General features: G+C 45.3%; 12 protein-coding genes and 1 pseudogene. 6 read left to right on the top strand and 7 right to left on the bottom strand.

What is annotated here, in order from left to right:
* The first annotated feature begins 206 nt into the window (after window positions 1-206).
* The 5 genes from hutP to hutG all read left to right on the top strand — a co-directional run bounded on the left by hutP (window position 207) and on the right by hutG (window position 6,341).
* Window positions 207-653: a hut operon transcriptional regulator HutP gene (gene hutP / locus AS034_RS16560; protein WP_269751526.1), complete on the top strand. Its 447-nt coding sequence runs from the start codon at window positions 207-209 to the stop codon at window positions 651-653.
* Between the two features lie 298 nt (window positions 654-951).
* Complete coding sequence (hutH, locus tag AS034_RS16555; protein WP_058299401.1) at window positions 952-2,475, top strand: histidine ammonia-lyase; 1,524 nt, start codon at window positions 952-954, stop codon at window positions 2,473-2,475.
* A complete protein-coding gene (gene hutU, locus AS034_RS16550; RefSeq protein WP_058299400.1) occupies window positions 2,468-4,138 on the top strand; it encodes a urocanate hydratase in 1,671 nt (556 codons plus the stop codon). The genes hutH and hutU overlap by 8 nt, the downstream gene beginning before the upstream one ends.
* A gap of 3 nt (window positions 4,139-4,141) precedes the next feature.
* Complete coding sequence (gene hutI, locus AS034_RS16545) at window positions 4,142-5,422, top strand: imidazolonepropionase (protein WP_058299399.1); 1,281 nt, start codon at window positions 4,142-4,144, stop codon at window positions 5,420-5,422.
* Window positions 5,400-6,341: a formimidoylglutamase gene (gene hutG / locus AS034_RS16540; RefSeq protein WP_058299398.1), complete on the top strand. Its 942-nt coding sequence runs from the start codon at window positions 5,400-5,402 to the stop codon at window positions 6,339-6,341. The genes hutI and hutG overlap by 23 nt, the downstream gene beginning before the upstream one ends.
* Window positions 6,342-6,555: 214 nt before the next feature.
* Here hutG and AS034_RS16535 read toward each other — a convergent pair whose 3' ends face one another.
* Both AS034_RS16535 and AS034_RS23355 read right to left on the bottom strand, forming a co-directional pair.
* Window positions 6,556-6,873, bottom strand: coding sequence for a hypothetical protein (locus AS034_RS16535; RefSeq protein WP_058299397.1), 318 nt, complete (start codon window positions 6,871-6,873; stop codon window positions 6,556-6,558).
* 208 nt (window positions 6,874-7,081) lie between these two features.
* Window positions 7,082-7,213, bottom strand: coding sequence for a hypothetical protein (locus AS034_RS23355; protein WP_272867408.1), 132 nt, complete (start codon window positions 7,211-7,213; stop codon window positions 7,082-7,084).
* 198 nt (window positions 7,214-7,411) lie between these two features.
* Here AS034_RS23355 and AS034_RS16530 point away from each other — a divergent pair, with 198 nt between their 5' ends.
* Window positions 7,412-8,293 carry a helix-turn-helix domain-containing protein gene (locus AS034_RS16530; protein WP_058299396.1) on the top strand — a complete coding sequence of 294 codons (882 nt, stop codon included), beginning with the start codon at window positions 7,412-7,414 and terminating at the stop codon, window positions 8,291-8,293.
* 46 nt (window positions 8,294-8,339) lie between these two features.
* Here AS034_RS16530 and AS034_RS16525 read toward each other — a convergent pair whose 3' ends face one another.
* The 5 genes and pseudogenes from AS034_RS16525 to AS034_RS16505 all read right to left on the bottom strand — a co-directional run bounded on the left by AS034_RS16525 (window position 8,340) and on the right by AS034_RS16505 (window position 15,839).
* Entirely contained in the window at window positions 8,340-11,459 is a 3,120-nt protein-coding gene (locus AS034_RS16525) for a S8 family peptidase (protein ID WP_058299395.1), read from the bottom strand.
* Window positions 11,460-11,648: 189 nt separating this feature from the next.
* Window positions 11,649-12,710 carry a C40 family peptidase gene (locus AS034_RS16520; RefSeq protein WP_058299394.1) on the bottom strand — a complete coding sequence of 354 codons (1,062 nt, stop codon included), beginning with the start codon at window positions 12,708-12,710 and terminating at the stop codon, window positions 11,649-11,651.
* Between the two features lie 219 nt (window positions 12,711-12,929).
* A pseudogene (locus AS034_RS16515) lies at window positions 12,930-14,120 on the bottom strand (CDP-glycerol glycerophosphotransferase family protein); the annotation flags it as partial.
* A gap of 73 nt (window positions 14,121-14,193) precedes the next feature.
* The gene (tagH, locus tag AS034_RS16510) at window positions 14,194-15,000 is read right to left on the bottom strand and encodes a teichoic acids export ABC transporter ATP-binding subunit TagH (RefSeq protein ID WP_058299392.1); all 807 of its coding nucleotides are present in this window, start codon (window positions 14,998-15,000) and stop codon (window positions 14,194-14,196) included.
* Between the two features lie 17 nt (window positions 15,001-15,017).
* Complete coding sequence (locus AS034_RS16505; RefSeq protein ID WP_058299391.1) at window positions 15,018-15,839, bottom strand: ABC transporter permease; 822 nt, start codon at window positions 15,837-15,839, stop codon at window positions 15,018-15,020.
* Window positions 15,840-15,976 lie beyond the last annotated feature (137 nt).

The following is a 15,976-nucleotide window of genomic DNA, read 5'->3' as shown; positions in this document are numbered from 1 at the left end:
AAACAATGAGCCACCAAGGCGAACCTGTAAGCTGGGGACGTCTATTTTCTGTGCAGTAAGCCAAAAACCCCTTTACCACGCTACCAAACTACCTCTCTAAGTTTCTAAAATCACGACATTTTCCGTTGACCTATAAGGATGTTCACCATACAATATAAGTAGTTATTAGTATTTTTAGAATTTTCTAGTTAAGGTAGGAATGCCATTTGGAGAAATTGGATCATACCAAAATTGGAAAGAACGCCATGCTGCTCCTGCTTCTGGATAAGGAAGAAGACGAGTGGAACCGGCATTTCAATGAGCTGGACTGGAGCTATTGCACAGGCAGGATCGGCTCCATGGACAGTCAGAAGATCGTTGCTGCCATCGAAACGGCAGCAAAACGAAGTGATCTTGTACGAGAAGATCTTTATCGTGAAATGCATGCGCTGTATCATGCGACCATGGAAGCCCTGACCGGGGTGACCAGGGGACACACCCAGATTGGGGAAGTCCTCCGAACGGTCGGCCTCCGCTTCTCCATCGTAAGGGGAACCCCTTATGAAAGCGAAGAGGAAGGCGAATGGATCGCAGTCGCACTGTATGGAACGATTGGCGCGCCCATCAAAGGATTGGAACACGAAACAATCGGTTTAGGCATCAATCATATCTAAATTATGCTCTTTTCGGATACTATGCTTTATTACACACTAGAAAATACCGAGGTTTTGGTATTTTCGAGAACTCTGCCGTTTACAGGTTTACGCTTGTCGGCGAAAAGAGCACGTGTCAGTACTGTAATTAGCAGTCTAGATGGAATCGAAATGCATGTATTTTTTTAAGAAATCAATTTAATGTAGAAAGAGCCTATAGAAACCAGTCAAAAGGAGGCTCGACCCGAGGCAGAACTCTGTCCTCGGGTCGGGCCTCTTTTTCTGTTTATAAAAAATCTATCTTTAGAGGTGAATATACATGGTCGTTTTAACGGGGTGTTCGTTGAGTCTGGAAGACGCAAGAAAGATCATTTATGAAGGGGAGGAGGTTGTCATCTCTCCAGAGAGTATGGAGCGGGTGAAGAAGAGCCGGGAAGCGGTTGAGAAAATCGTAAAGGAAAAGCGTGTGGTATACGGGATCACGACCGGGTTCGGGAAATTCAGCGACGTCCTGATCGATTCGGATGATGTGGAGGAGCTGCAGCTCAATCTTATCCATTCCCATGCGTGCGGAGTGGGAGATCCATTCCCGGAAACTGTTTCGAGGGCGATGCTTCTCCTTAGGGCCAATGCCCTCCTGAAAGGATATTCCGGTGTCAGACCGGTCATTGTTGAAAGATTGGTAGAGTTCCTGAATAAAGAAATCCACCCGGTGATTCCGCAGCAGGGCTCGCTCGGGGCGAGCGGCGACCTTGCACCGCTTTCCCATCTGGCACTGGCGCTCATGGGCGAAGGAGAGGTTCATTATAAAGGCGAGGTCCATCAGACACTGCCGGTACTCTCAAAAGAAAACATCTTCCCGATCCAGCTTCAGGCAAAAGAAGGGCTGGCCCTCATCAACGGAACGCAGGCGATGACGGCGATGGGTGTCGTCGGCTACCTGGAAGCGGAGGAGCTCGCTTTTCAAAGTGAAATGATCGCCAGTCTGACAATGGAAGGCCTGCAAGGAATTATGGATGCATTTGACGAAGATATACATGTAGTAAGGGGCTATCCTCAGCAGGTCGCAACGGCGAAGCGGATCAGAGAATATCTGCAAGACAGTAAACTGACAACAAAGCAGGGAGACATACGCGTTCAGGACGCCTACTCCCTGAGATGCATCCCGCAGGTACACGGTGCTTCCTGGCAGGCACTAGATTACGTAAAAGAAAAGCTCGAAATCGAAATGAACGCAGCGACGGATAACCCGCTGATCTTTGAAAACGGGGAGAAGGTCATCTCCGGAGGTAACTTCCACGGCCAGCCGATCGCATTTGCCATGGACTTCATGAAAATCGCCGTCGCTGAACTGGCGAACATCTCGGAACGCCGGATCGAGCGGCTCGTCAATCCGCAGCTTAACGATCTGCCGGCATTCCTGAGCCCGCAGCCGGGACTCCAGTCGGGCGCGATGATTATGCAATACTGTGCGGCATCGCTCGTTTCTGAAAATAAAACACTGGCCCATCCGGCAAGTGTCGACTCGATTCCGTCATCAGCGAACCAGGAGGACCACGTAAGCATGGGTACAATCGGTTCCCGCCACGCATATCAAATTTTACAAAACACAAGAAGGGTCCTCGCAGTCGAATTGATCTGCAATCTGCAGGCAGTCGAGCATCGCGGGACGGACCTGCTCGCAAGCACGACCCGTAAATTTTATGAAAAAGCGAGAAAAATCGTCCCTTCGATCACGAAGGACCGGATCTTCTCGAAAGATATAGAAAAAGCAGCAAGCTGGCTGAAACAATTCCAACTAAAATCGATTACGAAAACAAAGGAGGAAACGACGAATGGTTAATGCAAACAAACGAATCGTACAGGTTAAAAAAGGAACGGAAATCGAGTGTAAGGGATGGGAGCAGGAAGCGGTCCTCCGCATGCTGTACAACAACTTGGACCCTGAAGTGGCTGAAATTCCGGAAGAGCTTGTGGTATACGGCGGCATCGGGAAAGCGGCGCGTAACTGGGAGTCGTTTGATGCAATCGTCAACACATTAAGAAACCTGGAAAACGATGAAACGATGCTAGTCCAATCCGGTAAGCCTGTCGGCGTCTTCAAAACGCATAAAGCGGCTCCGAGGGTTCTTCTTTCAAACTCCGTACTCGTACCGAAATGGGCAAATTGGGAGCATTTCCACGAGCTCGATCAGAAGGGCCTCATGATGTACGGCCAGATGACGGCGGGAAGCTGGATCTACATCGGCACCCAGGGCATCCTGCAGGGAACTTATGAGACGTTTGCGGCATTAGCCAAAAAGCATTTCAATAACTCTTTAAAAGGGACCATCACACTAACAGCGGGACTAGGAGGAATGGGCGGTGCGCAGCCATTGGCGGTCACGATGAACGGCGGGGTCGTCATAGCGGTCGATGTCGATGAAGAGCGCATCCAGAAGCGTCTCGATACAAAATATTGTGACGTCAAGACGGACTCGTTGGAAGAAGCAGTTGCAATGGCTTACGAAGCAAGAGACAAGGGGAAAGCATTGTCCATTGCGCTATTAGGCAACGCAGCTGAAGTCCATCACGAGCTGTTAAAAAGAGGCGTGAAAATCGACATCGTAACCGATCAGACGTCGGCGCACGATCCTCTCAACGGCTATGTCCCTGAAGGATACTCTATAGAAGAAGCAGCGCGTCTAAGAAAAGAAAACCCACCCCAATATACACAGCTGTCCCAAAAAAGCATGGCCAAACATGTGGAAGCAATGCTTGAATTCCAAAAGAGCGGCTCAATCGTATTCGACTACGGAAACAATATCCGCCAGGTAGCGAAGGATGAAGGAGTTGAAAATGCCTTTGATTTCCCAGGATTCGTACCTGCTTATATCCGTCCATTGTTCTGTGAAGGGAAGGGGCCTTTCCGCTGGGCAGCACTTTCAGGAGACCCTGAAGACATTTACAGAACAGACCGCCTGATCAAAGAGCTCTTCCCTGAAAATGAAGCACTCAACCGCTGGATCGACATGGCGCAGGAGCAGGTATCGTTCCAGGGACTGCCTTCACGGATCTGCTGGCTTGGCTACGGCGAGCGCGTGAAGATGGGTCTTGCCATCAATGAGCTGGTTAAAAAAGGAGAACTCAAAGCGCCGATCGTCATCGGCCGTGACCACCTCGACTGCGGATCTGTCGCATCGCCGAACCGTGAAACCGAAAGCATGAAGGACGGAAGCGACGCAGTAGGGGATTGGGCGATCCTGAACGCGCTGATCAACACAGCGGCAGGCGGCTCATGGATATCATTCCACCACGGCGGCGGAGTGGGTATGGGTTACTCCCTGCACGCAGGGATGGTAGTCGTAGCGGATGGTACGGACCTCGCTCAGGAGCGCTTGGAACGCGTGCTTACGACAGACCCAGGAATGGGTGTCATCCGCCACGCAGACGCAGGTTATGATATCGCAGAAAAAACAGCCGAAAAACACAACATTCAAATCCCAATGAAAAAAGGAGGAGAATAATCTATGACAAAACAATTCGATACAATCATAGAAAACATCGGACAGCTGCTTACGATGAACCATGGGGACGGACCGCTTAAAGGGAAAGAGATGAGCGAACTCCCTGTTCTGACAAATGCAGCCATCGGAATCAACGAAGGGCTCATCGACTGGATCGGCACACATGAGGAAGCACAGTCACACAAAGCAACCGAGCGCATCGATGCGGAAGGTAAGCTCGTGACGCCTGGTCTCGTCGACCCGCACACCCATCTTGTGTTCGGCGGCTCGCGCGAACATGAAATGGCACTGAAGCAGCAGGGAGTCCCATACTTAGAAATCCTCAAAAGAGGAGGGGGCATCCTGTCGACAGTGGGGGCGACTCGAGAAGCATCAGAGGAAGAGCTTCTTAAAAAAGCCCGCTTCCACCTGGACCGGATGATCTCATACGGTGTCACCACCGTCGAAGCGAAAAGCGGCTACGGCCTCGATAAAGAAACGGAGCTAAAGCAGCTCAGAGTAGCCAAGAAACTTAACGATGAACACGCTGCGGACCTTGTATCGACATTCCTGGGGGCACACGCGATCCCGCCGGGGTACAAAGAACGCTCAGACGAGTTCTTACAAGAAATGCTTGACATGCTCTCAGACATCGAAAAAGAAAACCTCGCCGAATTCGTCGACATCTTCTGTGAAACCGGCGTCTTCACGGTCGAACAGTCACGCAGGTTCCTGAAAGCGGCCAAAGATAAAGGTTTCTCCGTGAAAATCCACGCCGACGAAATCGACCCGCTCGGCGGAACGGAAATGGCCACGGAAATCGGAGCAACAAGCGGAGACCACTTGGTAGGTGCTTCCGATAAAGGCATCCAGGCACTGGGCGAAACAGACACCATCGCCGTCCTCCTGCCCGGTACATCCTTCTACCTGAACAAAGGGAAGTTTGCCAACGCAAGGGGAATGCTCGAAGCAGGAGCGGCCGTCGCACTCTCCACCGACTTCAACCCTGGCAGCTCACCGACAGAGAACCTTCAGTTCATCATGAGCCTGGCATCGCTTCAGCTCAAGATGACACCTGAAGAAATCTGGAATGCGGTCACGGTCAACTCCGCTTATGCGATCAAGAGGGGAGAACAGGCAGGCAAGCTCAAAGAAGGGCGGAAAGCAGACATCATCCTGTGGGATGCACCGAACTATCATTACATTCCGTATCACTACGGAGTGAACCATACAAACACCGTCATGAAAAACGGACGAATCATCTACCGCAAGGAGAAGCTTCATGAGCAACTTTCAACACATTAAGCCGGCAGGGAAAGCACAGTTCAAGGACCGGTACACAACGAAGGCTGCAGAGCTGCTGACACCATATACAGATGGGGCGAAAGGGGACATCGCCATCCTGGGCGCACCCCTTTCCAAGCCGTCCATTTCCCATTCGGGGGCAAGCTTTGCACCGGATGCGATCAGAAGATGCCTGAACTCCTTCACAACATACAATATTGAAGAAGACACGGATATCAGCGGTAAAATCATCATCGATTTCGGCGACATCGCGATGCATCCGACATCAATCGAAGAGTGCCACCAGCGAATCTATCAATCGACCAAAGAAATCGTACAAACCGAAGCGGCACCATTTACGATCATCCTGGGGGGCGATCACTCCATCACCACCTCAACCGTGAAAGCGATCAAAGAAAAGAAGGGAACGATGGGCATCATCCAGCTCGATGCCCACCATGACCTTAGGAACACAGAAGATGGGGGTCCGACCAACGGCACGCCGTTCAGGAGATTGATAGAAGAAGGGCATCTTAAAGGTGAGCATCTTATCCAGATCGGCATCCGGAACTACGCTAACGCCAAAGCGTATCATGATTACGCCATTGAAAACGGTGTGACCATCTACACGATGAAGGATATCAAACAACATCCAATTCAAGAACTGATCCATTCGGCACTGACCCGGCTTGAAGGCAAAGTGGATACCATTTATCTATCTGTCGACATGGACGTACTCGATCAGGCTTATGCTCCAGGCTGCCCGGCAATTGGTCCGGGAGGGATGGATCCCGACACGCTGTCGGAAGCGGTCCAGACAGCGATTCATCATCCTAAAGTTCAAACGATGGATATTGTGGAAATCGACCCGACACTGGATATAAGGGACATGACAAGTCGAATCGCAAGTTTGTTGATTGTTAATTCCTTAATTAAATAATAGAAACCCGTCCCTCATCTTGATAAGCACAGAGGGACGGGCTTTCTATTTTTTTAGGGGGCTGAAAAGGATTTTCAATATTGCTATCGATTATAATAAAAGCCCCAGTTTGTGAATGGGAATGAGGATGGTCAATTCGTATGTTATGTTCTAAAAACGTAGAAAATAAGGTAAAGGCCATCTCTCGCAGCGCAAGGGATGACCTCCAATATACTTATGCTTCTTGATATAAATCGTACCCTGAGTGAATTTCCCTCATGCCGATCACCTGCAGGAAATGGTGGAGTTTATTCATACACAACTTTTCAGTTTCATTGATGACTTCGAACCGGTCGATCACCGCGCATTTTGAAGTCTTTCTGTAGCTGATGCCTTTGTTGTAGGGAGGCATTTCTGAATTGTCCTGGATGGCGTACGTGGAAACCAATGCTTCCCCAATCTTGCTTTCACCTAGGACAAATTCAAAGTGAAACTGAATCGACAAATCTACCTCGGAATATAGAGGATTTACTTTCATGTTGAGTTCTTTCATCATGAAGCCCCCTTTCTGATATTGTACTTTTATACTATCACTTTTTTAATTTCAGTGTATTTAGGCTCATTCTTGCTTATAAAGCAAAAAAAACAGTTAGGAATGCCGAAACCCATCCTTATCTGTTTTTTCATAACTCTAAGCATATTCCTCAAAGAATATTTTAATTAAAAAAAGCTCCCTTTATATGGAGCTTTTAAATGGAATATTAATATGGGTTGTCGGGTAATTCAACTGATTGGATTTGAACTTTTGCTGTTTCCACTGAGTTATTAGCGAATCCCGTAACACCTAGAAGAATGATGGAAGCGGTAAGGATTGTAAGAAAACGTCTTTTCATAGGACTTTCCTCCCTTTCTTGTTCGAGTGAATATTCGATAAAATAAAAATATATCTGTTATAATTATTAAAACATATTTTAATAAAAGAGCGAATCGGGGTATGATGCCAAATTACCTAATTTTAAAGCATTTTAATAGTTTTTTCATCTATTTTCTTCATAAAATATAACTCTAGGCATATTTAGGAGAGATTTAATATGGATTTTACAGCAGTGGGGAAAAAAATAAAAGAGTTAAGAAAAAACAGCGGACTTTCTCAGGAAGAACTGGCAATGGGCGTCTGTACCCAAGCACAAATAAGTAAAATTGAAAAAGGGGATGTCTTTCCTTACGCCTCTACATTATATCAGATTTCTCAGAAGCTTGGTGTGGATGTTAATTATTTTTTTAATATTGGGACAACTCCGCGTCTGGATTATGTACAAGAAGTATTTCAACAACTTCAGATCCTCAGGCGAAGTGTTAGGTATGAAGAAATGATGGATATTGTAAGAGCTGAATTAAATAATCCCTTATTTATTCAAAATAACAAAAACTTGCAGCTTTTATTGTGGCATAAAGGGATTTACTTATATGAAGTGAATAAGGAATTAACTAAATCAATCCAAACACTTCATGAAGCAATCAATCTCACCCATTATAAAGGCAAGATCATGCTGGAACGAGAAATAGAAATATTATTAACGATCGGGGCAATTTACTTCAAAGAGGACTTAAATAAGGCACTGGAGGTATTTGAGGAAATTAAAGAACACCTTCAACTCCTTCCGCATTTAAATGATTATACAATAAAAACTAGACTTTACTATAACTTAGCAAGGGTATTAACACGTATGAATCGGATTCAAGACTCAAACAAATACTGTGAAGATGCAATTAAATGGTGTCTCCACAAAGACAGCCTATACCTTCTCGGAGAACTCCATTACCACACCGGCTATAACCTGGAACTCCTTAACAAGCCTCATATGGCAAAGAGTTATATGGAGAAGGCGGTCATCGTCTTTGAACTTCAGCAGGATGATAAATATATTCAGTTTATCAAAAACAGGATAAATGAATTGAACGCTCTGACATGAAAAATCAGGTACTCTCCATAAAGAGAGTACCTGATTCTTTTATTTGCTATTGAACCTTGGTTACTTTGGCTGTACTGACATTACCTGATTTGTCTTTTGCCCTTACATAAAGGTTGGTTCCCTTTTTTTGATTCTTGATCTTTACTGTAAAATTTCCTTTCTTATCAGCCTTTGCAGTCCCGATCGTTTTATTTTTGGCTCTCACCGTGATCGCAGCGCCTGCTTCCGACTTCCCTTTAACCATTTTGTCCTTACTCGTCACTTTATTGACCTTCGGGGCAGGGGGAGGAGTCTTGTCGCTGACTTTGAGGTTTGTTCCTTTGCTGACATTTCCAGCTTTGTCTTTTGCTGTGACCGTGATCGTCGCACCGGCTTTTTGTTTCTTGATTTTTAACGTGAAGCTGCCTTTCGAATTTGCTTTGGCAGAGGCAATCTGTCTACCTTTTACCTTTGCTGTAATGACGGCGTATGCTTCGCTTGTTCCAGATATTACCGTGCTCTTGTCGCTTACCGCCTTCACTTTAGGGGCACCTGGAGGAATGGCATCTGCAACCGTTAATTTTACTTCGGTGCTTTCTTTATAACCATCGACTGCACTTGCATAAAGGACGGTGCCGGCTTTTTGCACCGGAATCTTTATTTTGAAAGAACCTTCATCATTTACTTTCCCTGAGGCAATCACTTTTTTGGAAGAGTTCTTGATCGTTACTTTCAATCCAGGGGAAGCGTTTCCTGAAACGTATGAATCCTTATTGGTGACGCGTTTCACTTTCGGTTTATCCGGGGCCTTTTCGACCACTTTGCGGATGGACGCTTCTGCAGAGCCGCTGGTAATCGTCACATTTAGAATCTGATCTGTTTTCTGGACCGGAATCGTCACAGAGAATGCACCTGACTTCGAGGCAGCGGTTCCCAGCACTTTATTTCCATTCCTTACTTTAACCGTTGACCCTGTCTTCGCTTTTCCGGTTACCCTTGTCTGGTTGTTCAGTACTGGATTTACGTTTACCTGAAGCTCGCCGATACTGTAGGCACTTAAAGCATTCAAGCTTCCCCAGCCGGAAACCATGTCGTAGCCCGGAAGCAGCTCCTCTTCAGGGTACGGATACTCTTCTTCATACTGATATGGATCTTCCTCATATTGATTCATCGGGTTGTCCAGTTCCTCAAAAGCGATATCCCTGGTCGTCTCAGTGAGCAGTTTTTCAACTTCTCCGGCAGATAACCCCGGATTTTGGGATAGAAGCAGTCCGGCAGAGGCCGAGACGTGAGGGGCCGCCATGGAAGTCCCGCTCATAAAGGATACATTACCGTCAGGGAGTAAAGCAGGGATTTCTGACCCAGGCGCCACAAGATCAAGTCCTTTACCGTAATTGGAGAAATCCGAAACGATATTCAATTTATTTGTTGATCCTACCGAAATGGCATATTTGGAAGAGGCAGGGTAAGATACTTCTTCAAACCCGTCATTTCCGCTTGCTGCCACGATCACAGCGCCTTTTTTGGAAGCATATTGAAGTGCATACTCGATGGTCCGGCTGTAAGGACCGCCTAAACTGAGATTAATGACTTTTGCTCCCTGGTCGGCCGCGTACATGATACCGTAAGCGATCTGTTCGGTGTCTCCGCTACCTGAAGCATCAAGAACTTTTACCGGCAGGATTGTAGCGAAGGGGTTGATTCCGGCAATCGAGTAGTGGTTATTGGCTTTTGCTGCAATGATGGAGGCGACATGGGTTCCGTGCCCGTTATCATCGATTGCATCTGCTGTTTTGTCCACAAAGTTTTTCCCTTTGTCAGAAACAACCTGGTCAGAAAGATCTGCCAGGGTATGATCAACACCTGTATCTACTACAGCAATCATAGTGGAAGGGAGCTGCTTTCCTTGCAGGAGACTCTCCAGTGCATCATATCCAATATCCCCGGATTCGATCTCAGGGTTCTTTAAAGACCATTGATAAGGATAGCTAGTATCTGTCGATAGAGCTCTGTATGTCTGAACCGGTTCGACAAACTCGACTTCCGGCAGCTTTTCAATTTGTTTCTCTGTTGAAGCGGCAGTTGCATGATAACCTTTTTCTTCATCCTTCAGGTCGACAACAAGAAGCTGGCTAGTTTGAGAAGAAAGCGTGCTGACTGATTGCGTCCCGTAGGATCTGACCTTTGAGATGACTTTGTTTGCAGATTGGTTGTCTTTTACTTTTACGATCAGCTTCTGTTCTGCGGCTGCCGAGGCTTCAATCAGGCCAGTTCTCCCCAGCATCACGGCAACGGTGGAGCCTGACATCTTTTCCAGGTCAATCCCGTTCAGTGCTTTGTCCATTTGTCTCTGGAGCGCTGCAGGTACCGCATCATATGCTAGTTTGTTCAATGACTGAATAGCTTTCTGTTCTGCAGGTGAAATCGTATAGCTGCTGTTCTTCCCGTTTTCTGCTGCATCGGAAAGCAGATTCTTTAAGGTATCAAGATTTGTATATACTTCCTCACGTGTAATTTTATTAAATAGTATTTTTGCCGAAATGAATGGTGCTGCTTTATAGTAAAGGGATGTCCATTCTTTGCCCATAGTGTTTTCTGAAAGAAGCGTATCGCGGATTGTGCGCATATCCTGCAGGATCGCTTTTCCGTTCTCTTTCTCTTTCGTACTTAATTCCGCAGGACATTCTTCACTTGTACCGCCTTGAGAAGGCGGCAGTGCCACTCCTTCATATGCAAGCGAATAGGCCCCGTGCCCACCGCTTTCTTCAGCTTCCTCTCCCATTAGAAAAGATTCTACCTTTATGTAATAAGGGCCGGTCCAGGCAAGAGGGAAGTCGATGGATGCCGCTTCTTCTGAATATGAATACCCTCTGTAGCGGTCAAAGGCTTCATTGGCCATTGCCTTATCAAGACTTGCATATACGGTTATTGTCACTTCTTCCTGTGATTGAAGATTCACCCTGAAATGCGTGAAATTCCAAATATCTTCTGCAGAGGGAGTAACTTTATACCAATGAACGGTTTCTTCCCTCTCAAAATCGTCCTCGGCCGTAATGGATTGCTCGAGTGTTTCGGCATCCACCCCTGGCATTTCTTCTCCGGCTGCATTCACCATTGGAATGTCTGAAATGCTGTAACTGAAAAACAACATGAAAACTAGTAAACTGCTGAACCATTTTTTCCCCATGGACTGATCCTCCATCAATTGAATTAATAAAATCAATTAATTAAACCATAAATTAACAATAAGTGGAATATAGTTTTTGGGGGTCGAGGAACAAAAATTTTTCTTCAAAAATCGACAAATGGCAATGGATTTGGAACCCCAAAAACAAAAAAAGAGCAAAACCCCAAAGGAGTTCTGCTCTCTAGCAAATTACAATTCATAAAATCTCTTAAATCCGTCAAACTTTGATTTCCAATAGGAATTATCCAGGCTTGTTATTTCCACACCATTATCACCTGCGTGGATGAATTTATTATCGCCTACGTAGATACCGAGGTGTGAAATGCCTTTTTTGTATGTATTTTCAAAAAAGACCAGGTCGCCCACCACTGGTTTGTTCACATAAAAAGATCGATTATAATAACCCTCGCTTGAAGTACGGGTGACTTTCACCCCGGCTTTGTTAAATGCATAATAGATAAATCCGCTGCAGTCGAATCCGGAAGTAGTTGAGCCGCCCCATACATATGGTGTGCCCAGCTGTGCTTTAGCGAGCGAAATGAGCTGATCTGCATTGAAAGCAGTGCCGTCCTCTTGAGGAGCCGGTTTTGCAGGTTTTGAAGGCTGCTCGGGCTGTATAGCTTGAGACGTTCCAAGCTTCAGCACCTGTCCAACATAGATCATATCACTTTTCAGGTTATTTGCTTTTTTGATGGCGGCCACGCTGACATTATAGTTGATACTGATGTGGGACAGTGTATCACCGGATTTTACGGTATAAGAACCGGTCGCAGGCTCTGTCGGCTTTTTACTTGGAGCAGGTTTAGGAGCAGACGGTTCAGCCGGAGCCGGAGAGCTGCTTTTTGAAATAGTCAATTTCTGCCCCGGATAAATCAAATGAGTTTTGATATTATTCAAGCTTTGCAGTTCACCCAAGGTGATAGAGTGAGCGTTTGCAATGGCAATAAGTGTATCACCTGACTTTACCGTGTAAGACTTGGCCGGTTCAGTCTTCTGAGGAACAGCCGGGGAAGAAGGGACAGATGGGCTCTTATCTGCGCCGGCAGCTACTTTTAAGACCTGATTCGGATAAATCAAGTCTGAATTTAACTTGTTGACCTGTTTTAGATTGGCAACAGTCAAATCATACTTCCTGGCAATCGACCAAAGAGAGTCACCCGACTCGACCTTATGGGTGTTCGCGGCAGCGGTTGAGACGAAAGTGGTGGACAGGACAGCAGTGGCTGCAAAAGACACAATTGTTTTTTTCACGAATCTTTCTCCTTTTATGTACTAGTTTGGTATATTTTTCTGTCATTTTACCATATATTAAGAGGAATAGGGGAATATTTTCGCGAATTCTAGTATGATTTATAGTTCTTTATACACATAAGAGCCGCTTTGAAATATTAGTGTAATATTTGGCGCGAAAACGTAACAAAATGAGCATAAAAAAAGAAACCTGCAGTACCACAGGTTTCTTTCAGTCTTCTAGTTCTTCCGGCTTGGCTGGAAAACTTCCTCAACCACACGCTTACTCGATTGTCCGCACTCAAGATAACAGAACTTCTCATAAAAAGCTTCATAATCAGATTGAATAAGGGATTCCTTGTTACGTATTTGATCAATTACTTCTTCTGTCGTTTTTACAAGGGGGCCGGGTGCTTGCTCCTCGAAGTCAAAATAAAATCCTCTCAACGTATCACGATAGTTATCAATGTCATAGACATAAAAAATCATCGGACGCTTCAGATTCGCATAATCGAAGAACACAGAAGAGTAATCGGTGATCAACAGATCGGATATGACATACAATTCACTGATATCCGTGTGATGGGAAACATCATAAGCGAATCCGGAATAATTATTCAAATCGAGGTTTTCAGCGATAAGATAATGCATCCTTAAAAGGATAATATAATCATTGCCGAGCTCCTTCTGCATCTTATCCAGATCAAGTTTAAGATTGAACTTATATTTTCCGACCGAATAAAATTCATTATCCCTCCAAGTGGGGGCATATAGGATGACCTGCTTGTCCTTTGGAAGATTCAAACGGTTTTTTATTTCTGAAATCGTTTCAGCATCATCATGATTATGCAGATAATCATTTCTTGGATAGCCGGATTCAATCATATTCTTGTTGAATCCGAACGCCCTCGCGAATATTTTAGAGGAGTAGCGGTTAGGCGAAATCAGATAATCCCATCTGCTCGATTCATTTAAGAAATTTCGTTTATACTTCTCTGTATCCGTTCCAGGCATGTGAACTTCATCCATATCGGCTGCAAGCCTCTTTAAGGGGGTTCCGTGCCAGGTTTGAAGATAAACGGTGTGGGCAGGCTTTGGAATCCATAAGGGCAGCCTGCTGTTGGACACCCAATATTTCGCACGTGCCATTTTGAACAGCCAGGGTATCGAGAATCTGGGAAGTGTGTTCAGCCCTTTGTCTTTAAAAACATGTGAATGCCGGGGATCAATACTCCAATACATGTCATATTCAGGATGGTTTCTTTTCATATATTCATAAATGGCCCTCGGGTTGCAGCTGTACTGCTTGCCGAGGAAACTTTCAAATACCACTAAATTCTTTTTTGCGGGCAATTTCCCCACCATGATAAAGGCCAATTTATACAATCGCTTAATGGTATTGCCTCTTTTAATGCGCAGAAGAAGGTTTTTCAAGCGTTTATCTCACTCCCTTGTTCGAGTATATAGGAAAAGAAGAACCATGATATGCGGTTCTTCTTTTTGATCATTGAGTAATGGGCTCAAGCCCGCTTTGCTTACGCAATGCTTCTTCCCTGAACTTTTTCTTTTCGGCTTTGGACATCGCTTTATAGTCTTTAAAGAATTTCTCGTATTGAGGAATGACTTCATCGACCAGTCCGAACGCTTTTACTTCACCGTACTCCAGCCAGAGAATCTTCTCACAGAATTTCTTCATCTGGCCGATGGAATGGCTGACAAAGAACATTGTTTTTCCGCGTTCCTTGAATTCATTCATCTTCTCAAGACTTTTTTCAGCGAACGCTTTATCCCCTACAGATAGTGCTTCATCGATTATCAGTATATCCGGATCGATATGGACGGAAATAGCAAACCCGAGCCTTGACTTCATACCGCTGGAGTATGACTTGACAGGCTGGTCGATAAATTTGCCGAGCTCTGAAAACTCGATGATATCAGGTTCCACTTCTTTGATTTCTTTTTTATTAAAACCAAGCATCAAACATTTTAGTTCAATGTTCTCGCGGCCTGTCAGTTGATTGTTCAAACCGGCAGCGACCGCTATCAATGCGGTTTTGCCGTGAACCTCGACCTTCCCGGAAGTTTCAGGGATGATACCTGCGAGGATGTTGGCCAAAGTGGATTTACCGGAACCGTTAACCCCGACAAACCCAATGATATCCCCTTTATCAGCCTCAAAGCTGACATTGCGAAGTCCATAGAAATCTTCACCGAAGCTTTTGGGGGAAATAAGGTCAAGGATTCGCTCGGAAGGCTTATTATACAGCTTGTATTTTTTTGAGACATTTTCTACGATTACAGATTTGGTCATAGTATCCTCTTCTTTCCTTATAGAAAATCAACGAAATGTCTTCTGAATTTCAGATGGATGAATGAACCGAAAGCGAATAATACCAGTACAAGGGCCCAGAAGTAGAGCGTATACTGCATGTGCTCGATAAAGTACCAGCCCTGACCGAGCAGAGCACTTCTATAGCCTTCTACAATATAATAAAAAGGGTTGATTTTCATGATTGTCACTAACTTTTCACTCAGCAGTTCTTCCATGTTCCATAGAATAGGCGAGAGATATAACAGCATCCTCACCACGGATTGTACCACCATCTGCACATCCCTGATAATGGTAGAAAGTGTAGAAGTGATCAGGGAGATGGCAACGATCACCGCGATGACCGCAAACATATAGTACGGCAGCTGCAAGTAATAGATACTGATAGGATATCCCATAAATTGAAACATCAAAATCGATATTCCCGTCAGATACAAATGAGGGTAAAACTTCGACATGATCACATAAGAAGGGATCGCACTCAGTGGAAAGCTCATTTTTGAAAGCATCTTGATTCTGGTATAGATCGACTTGGATGCTTGTACGATTGCGGGGTTTATGAAGAACCAGACAACCATCCCCGCAAGCAGCCATGGGAAGAAGGGAACTCCATCGATATCTCCCCGGCCTTCTCCGCCGCTTTTAAGCCCGTAGCCGAATACGAACCAGTAGATTGCAATTTGTATGCCGGGATTCAATACTTCCCAAAGCATCCCGAGATAATTATTTTTATTGGCGCTTTTAAGTTCATAGAGTGAAAGTCGTTGTATCAAATAAAAACTGCTAATTTGTTCTTTAAACACTGTGACAGCTGATTTCATAATGATTCCTTTCCTTCAGAACGGGCTGAATTGAGCCCGGTTTATGGACAAACCTGAATGACATTCTGCCGATTTGGTTGTCATAGTCTTAAACTATTCTGCAATAAATCTCTATTTTCTTCAATTACTTTTTCATG

Origin of the sequence: [Bacillus] enclensis (assembly GCF_001456935.1) — a bacterium.
GTDB lineage: Bacteria > Bacillota > Bacilli > Bacillales > Bacillaceae_B > Rossellomorea > Rossellomorea enclensis.
Note: the sequence above shows the minus strand (reverse complement) of the source record. Positions and strands in the feature narration are given on the sequence as shown.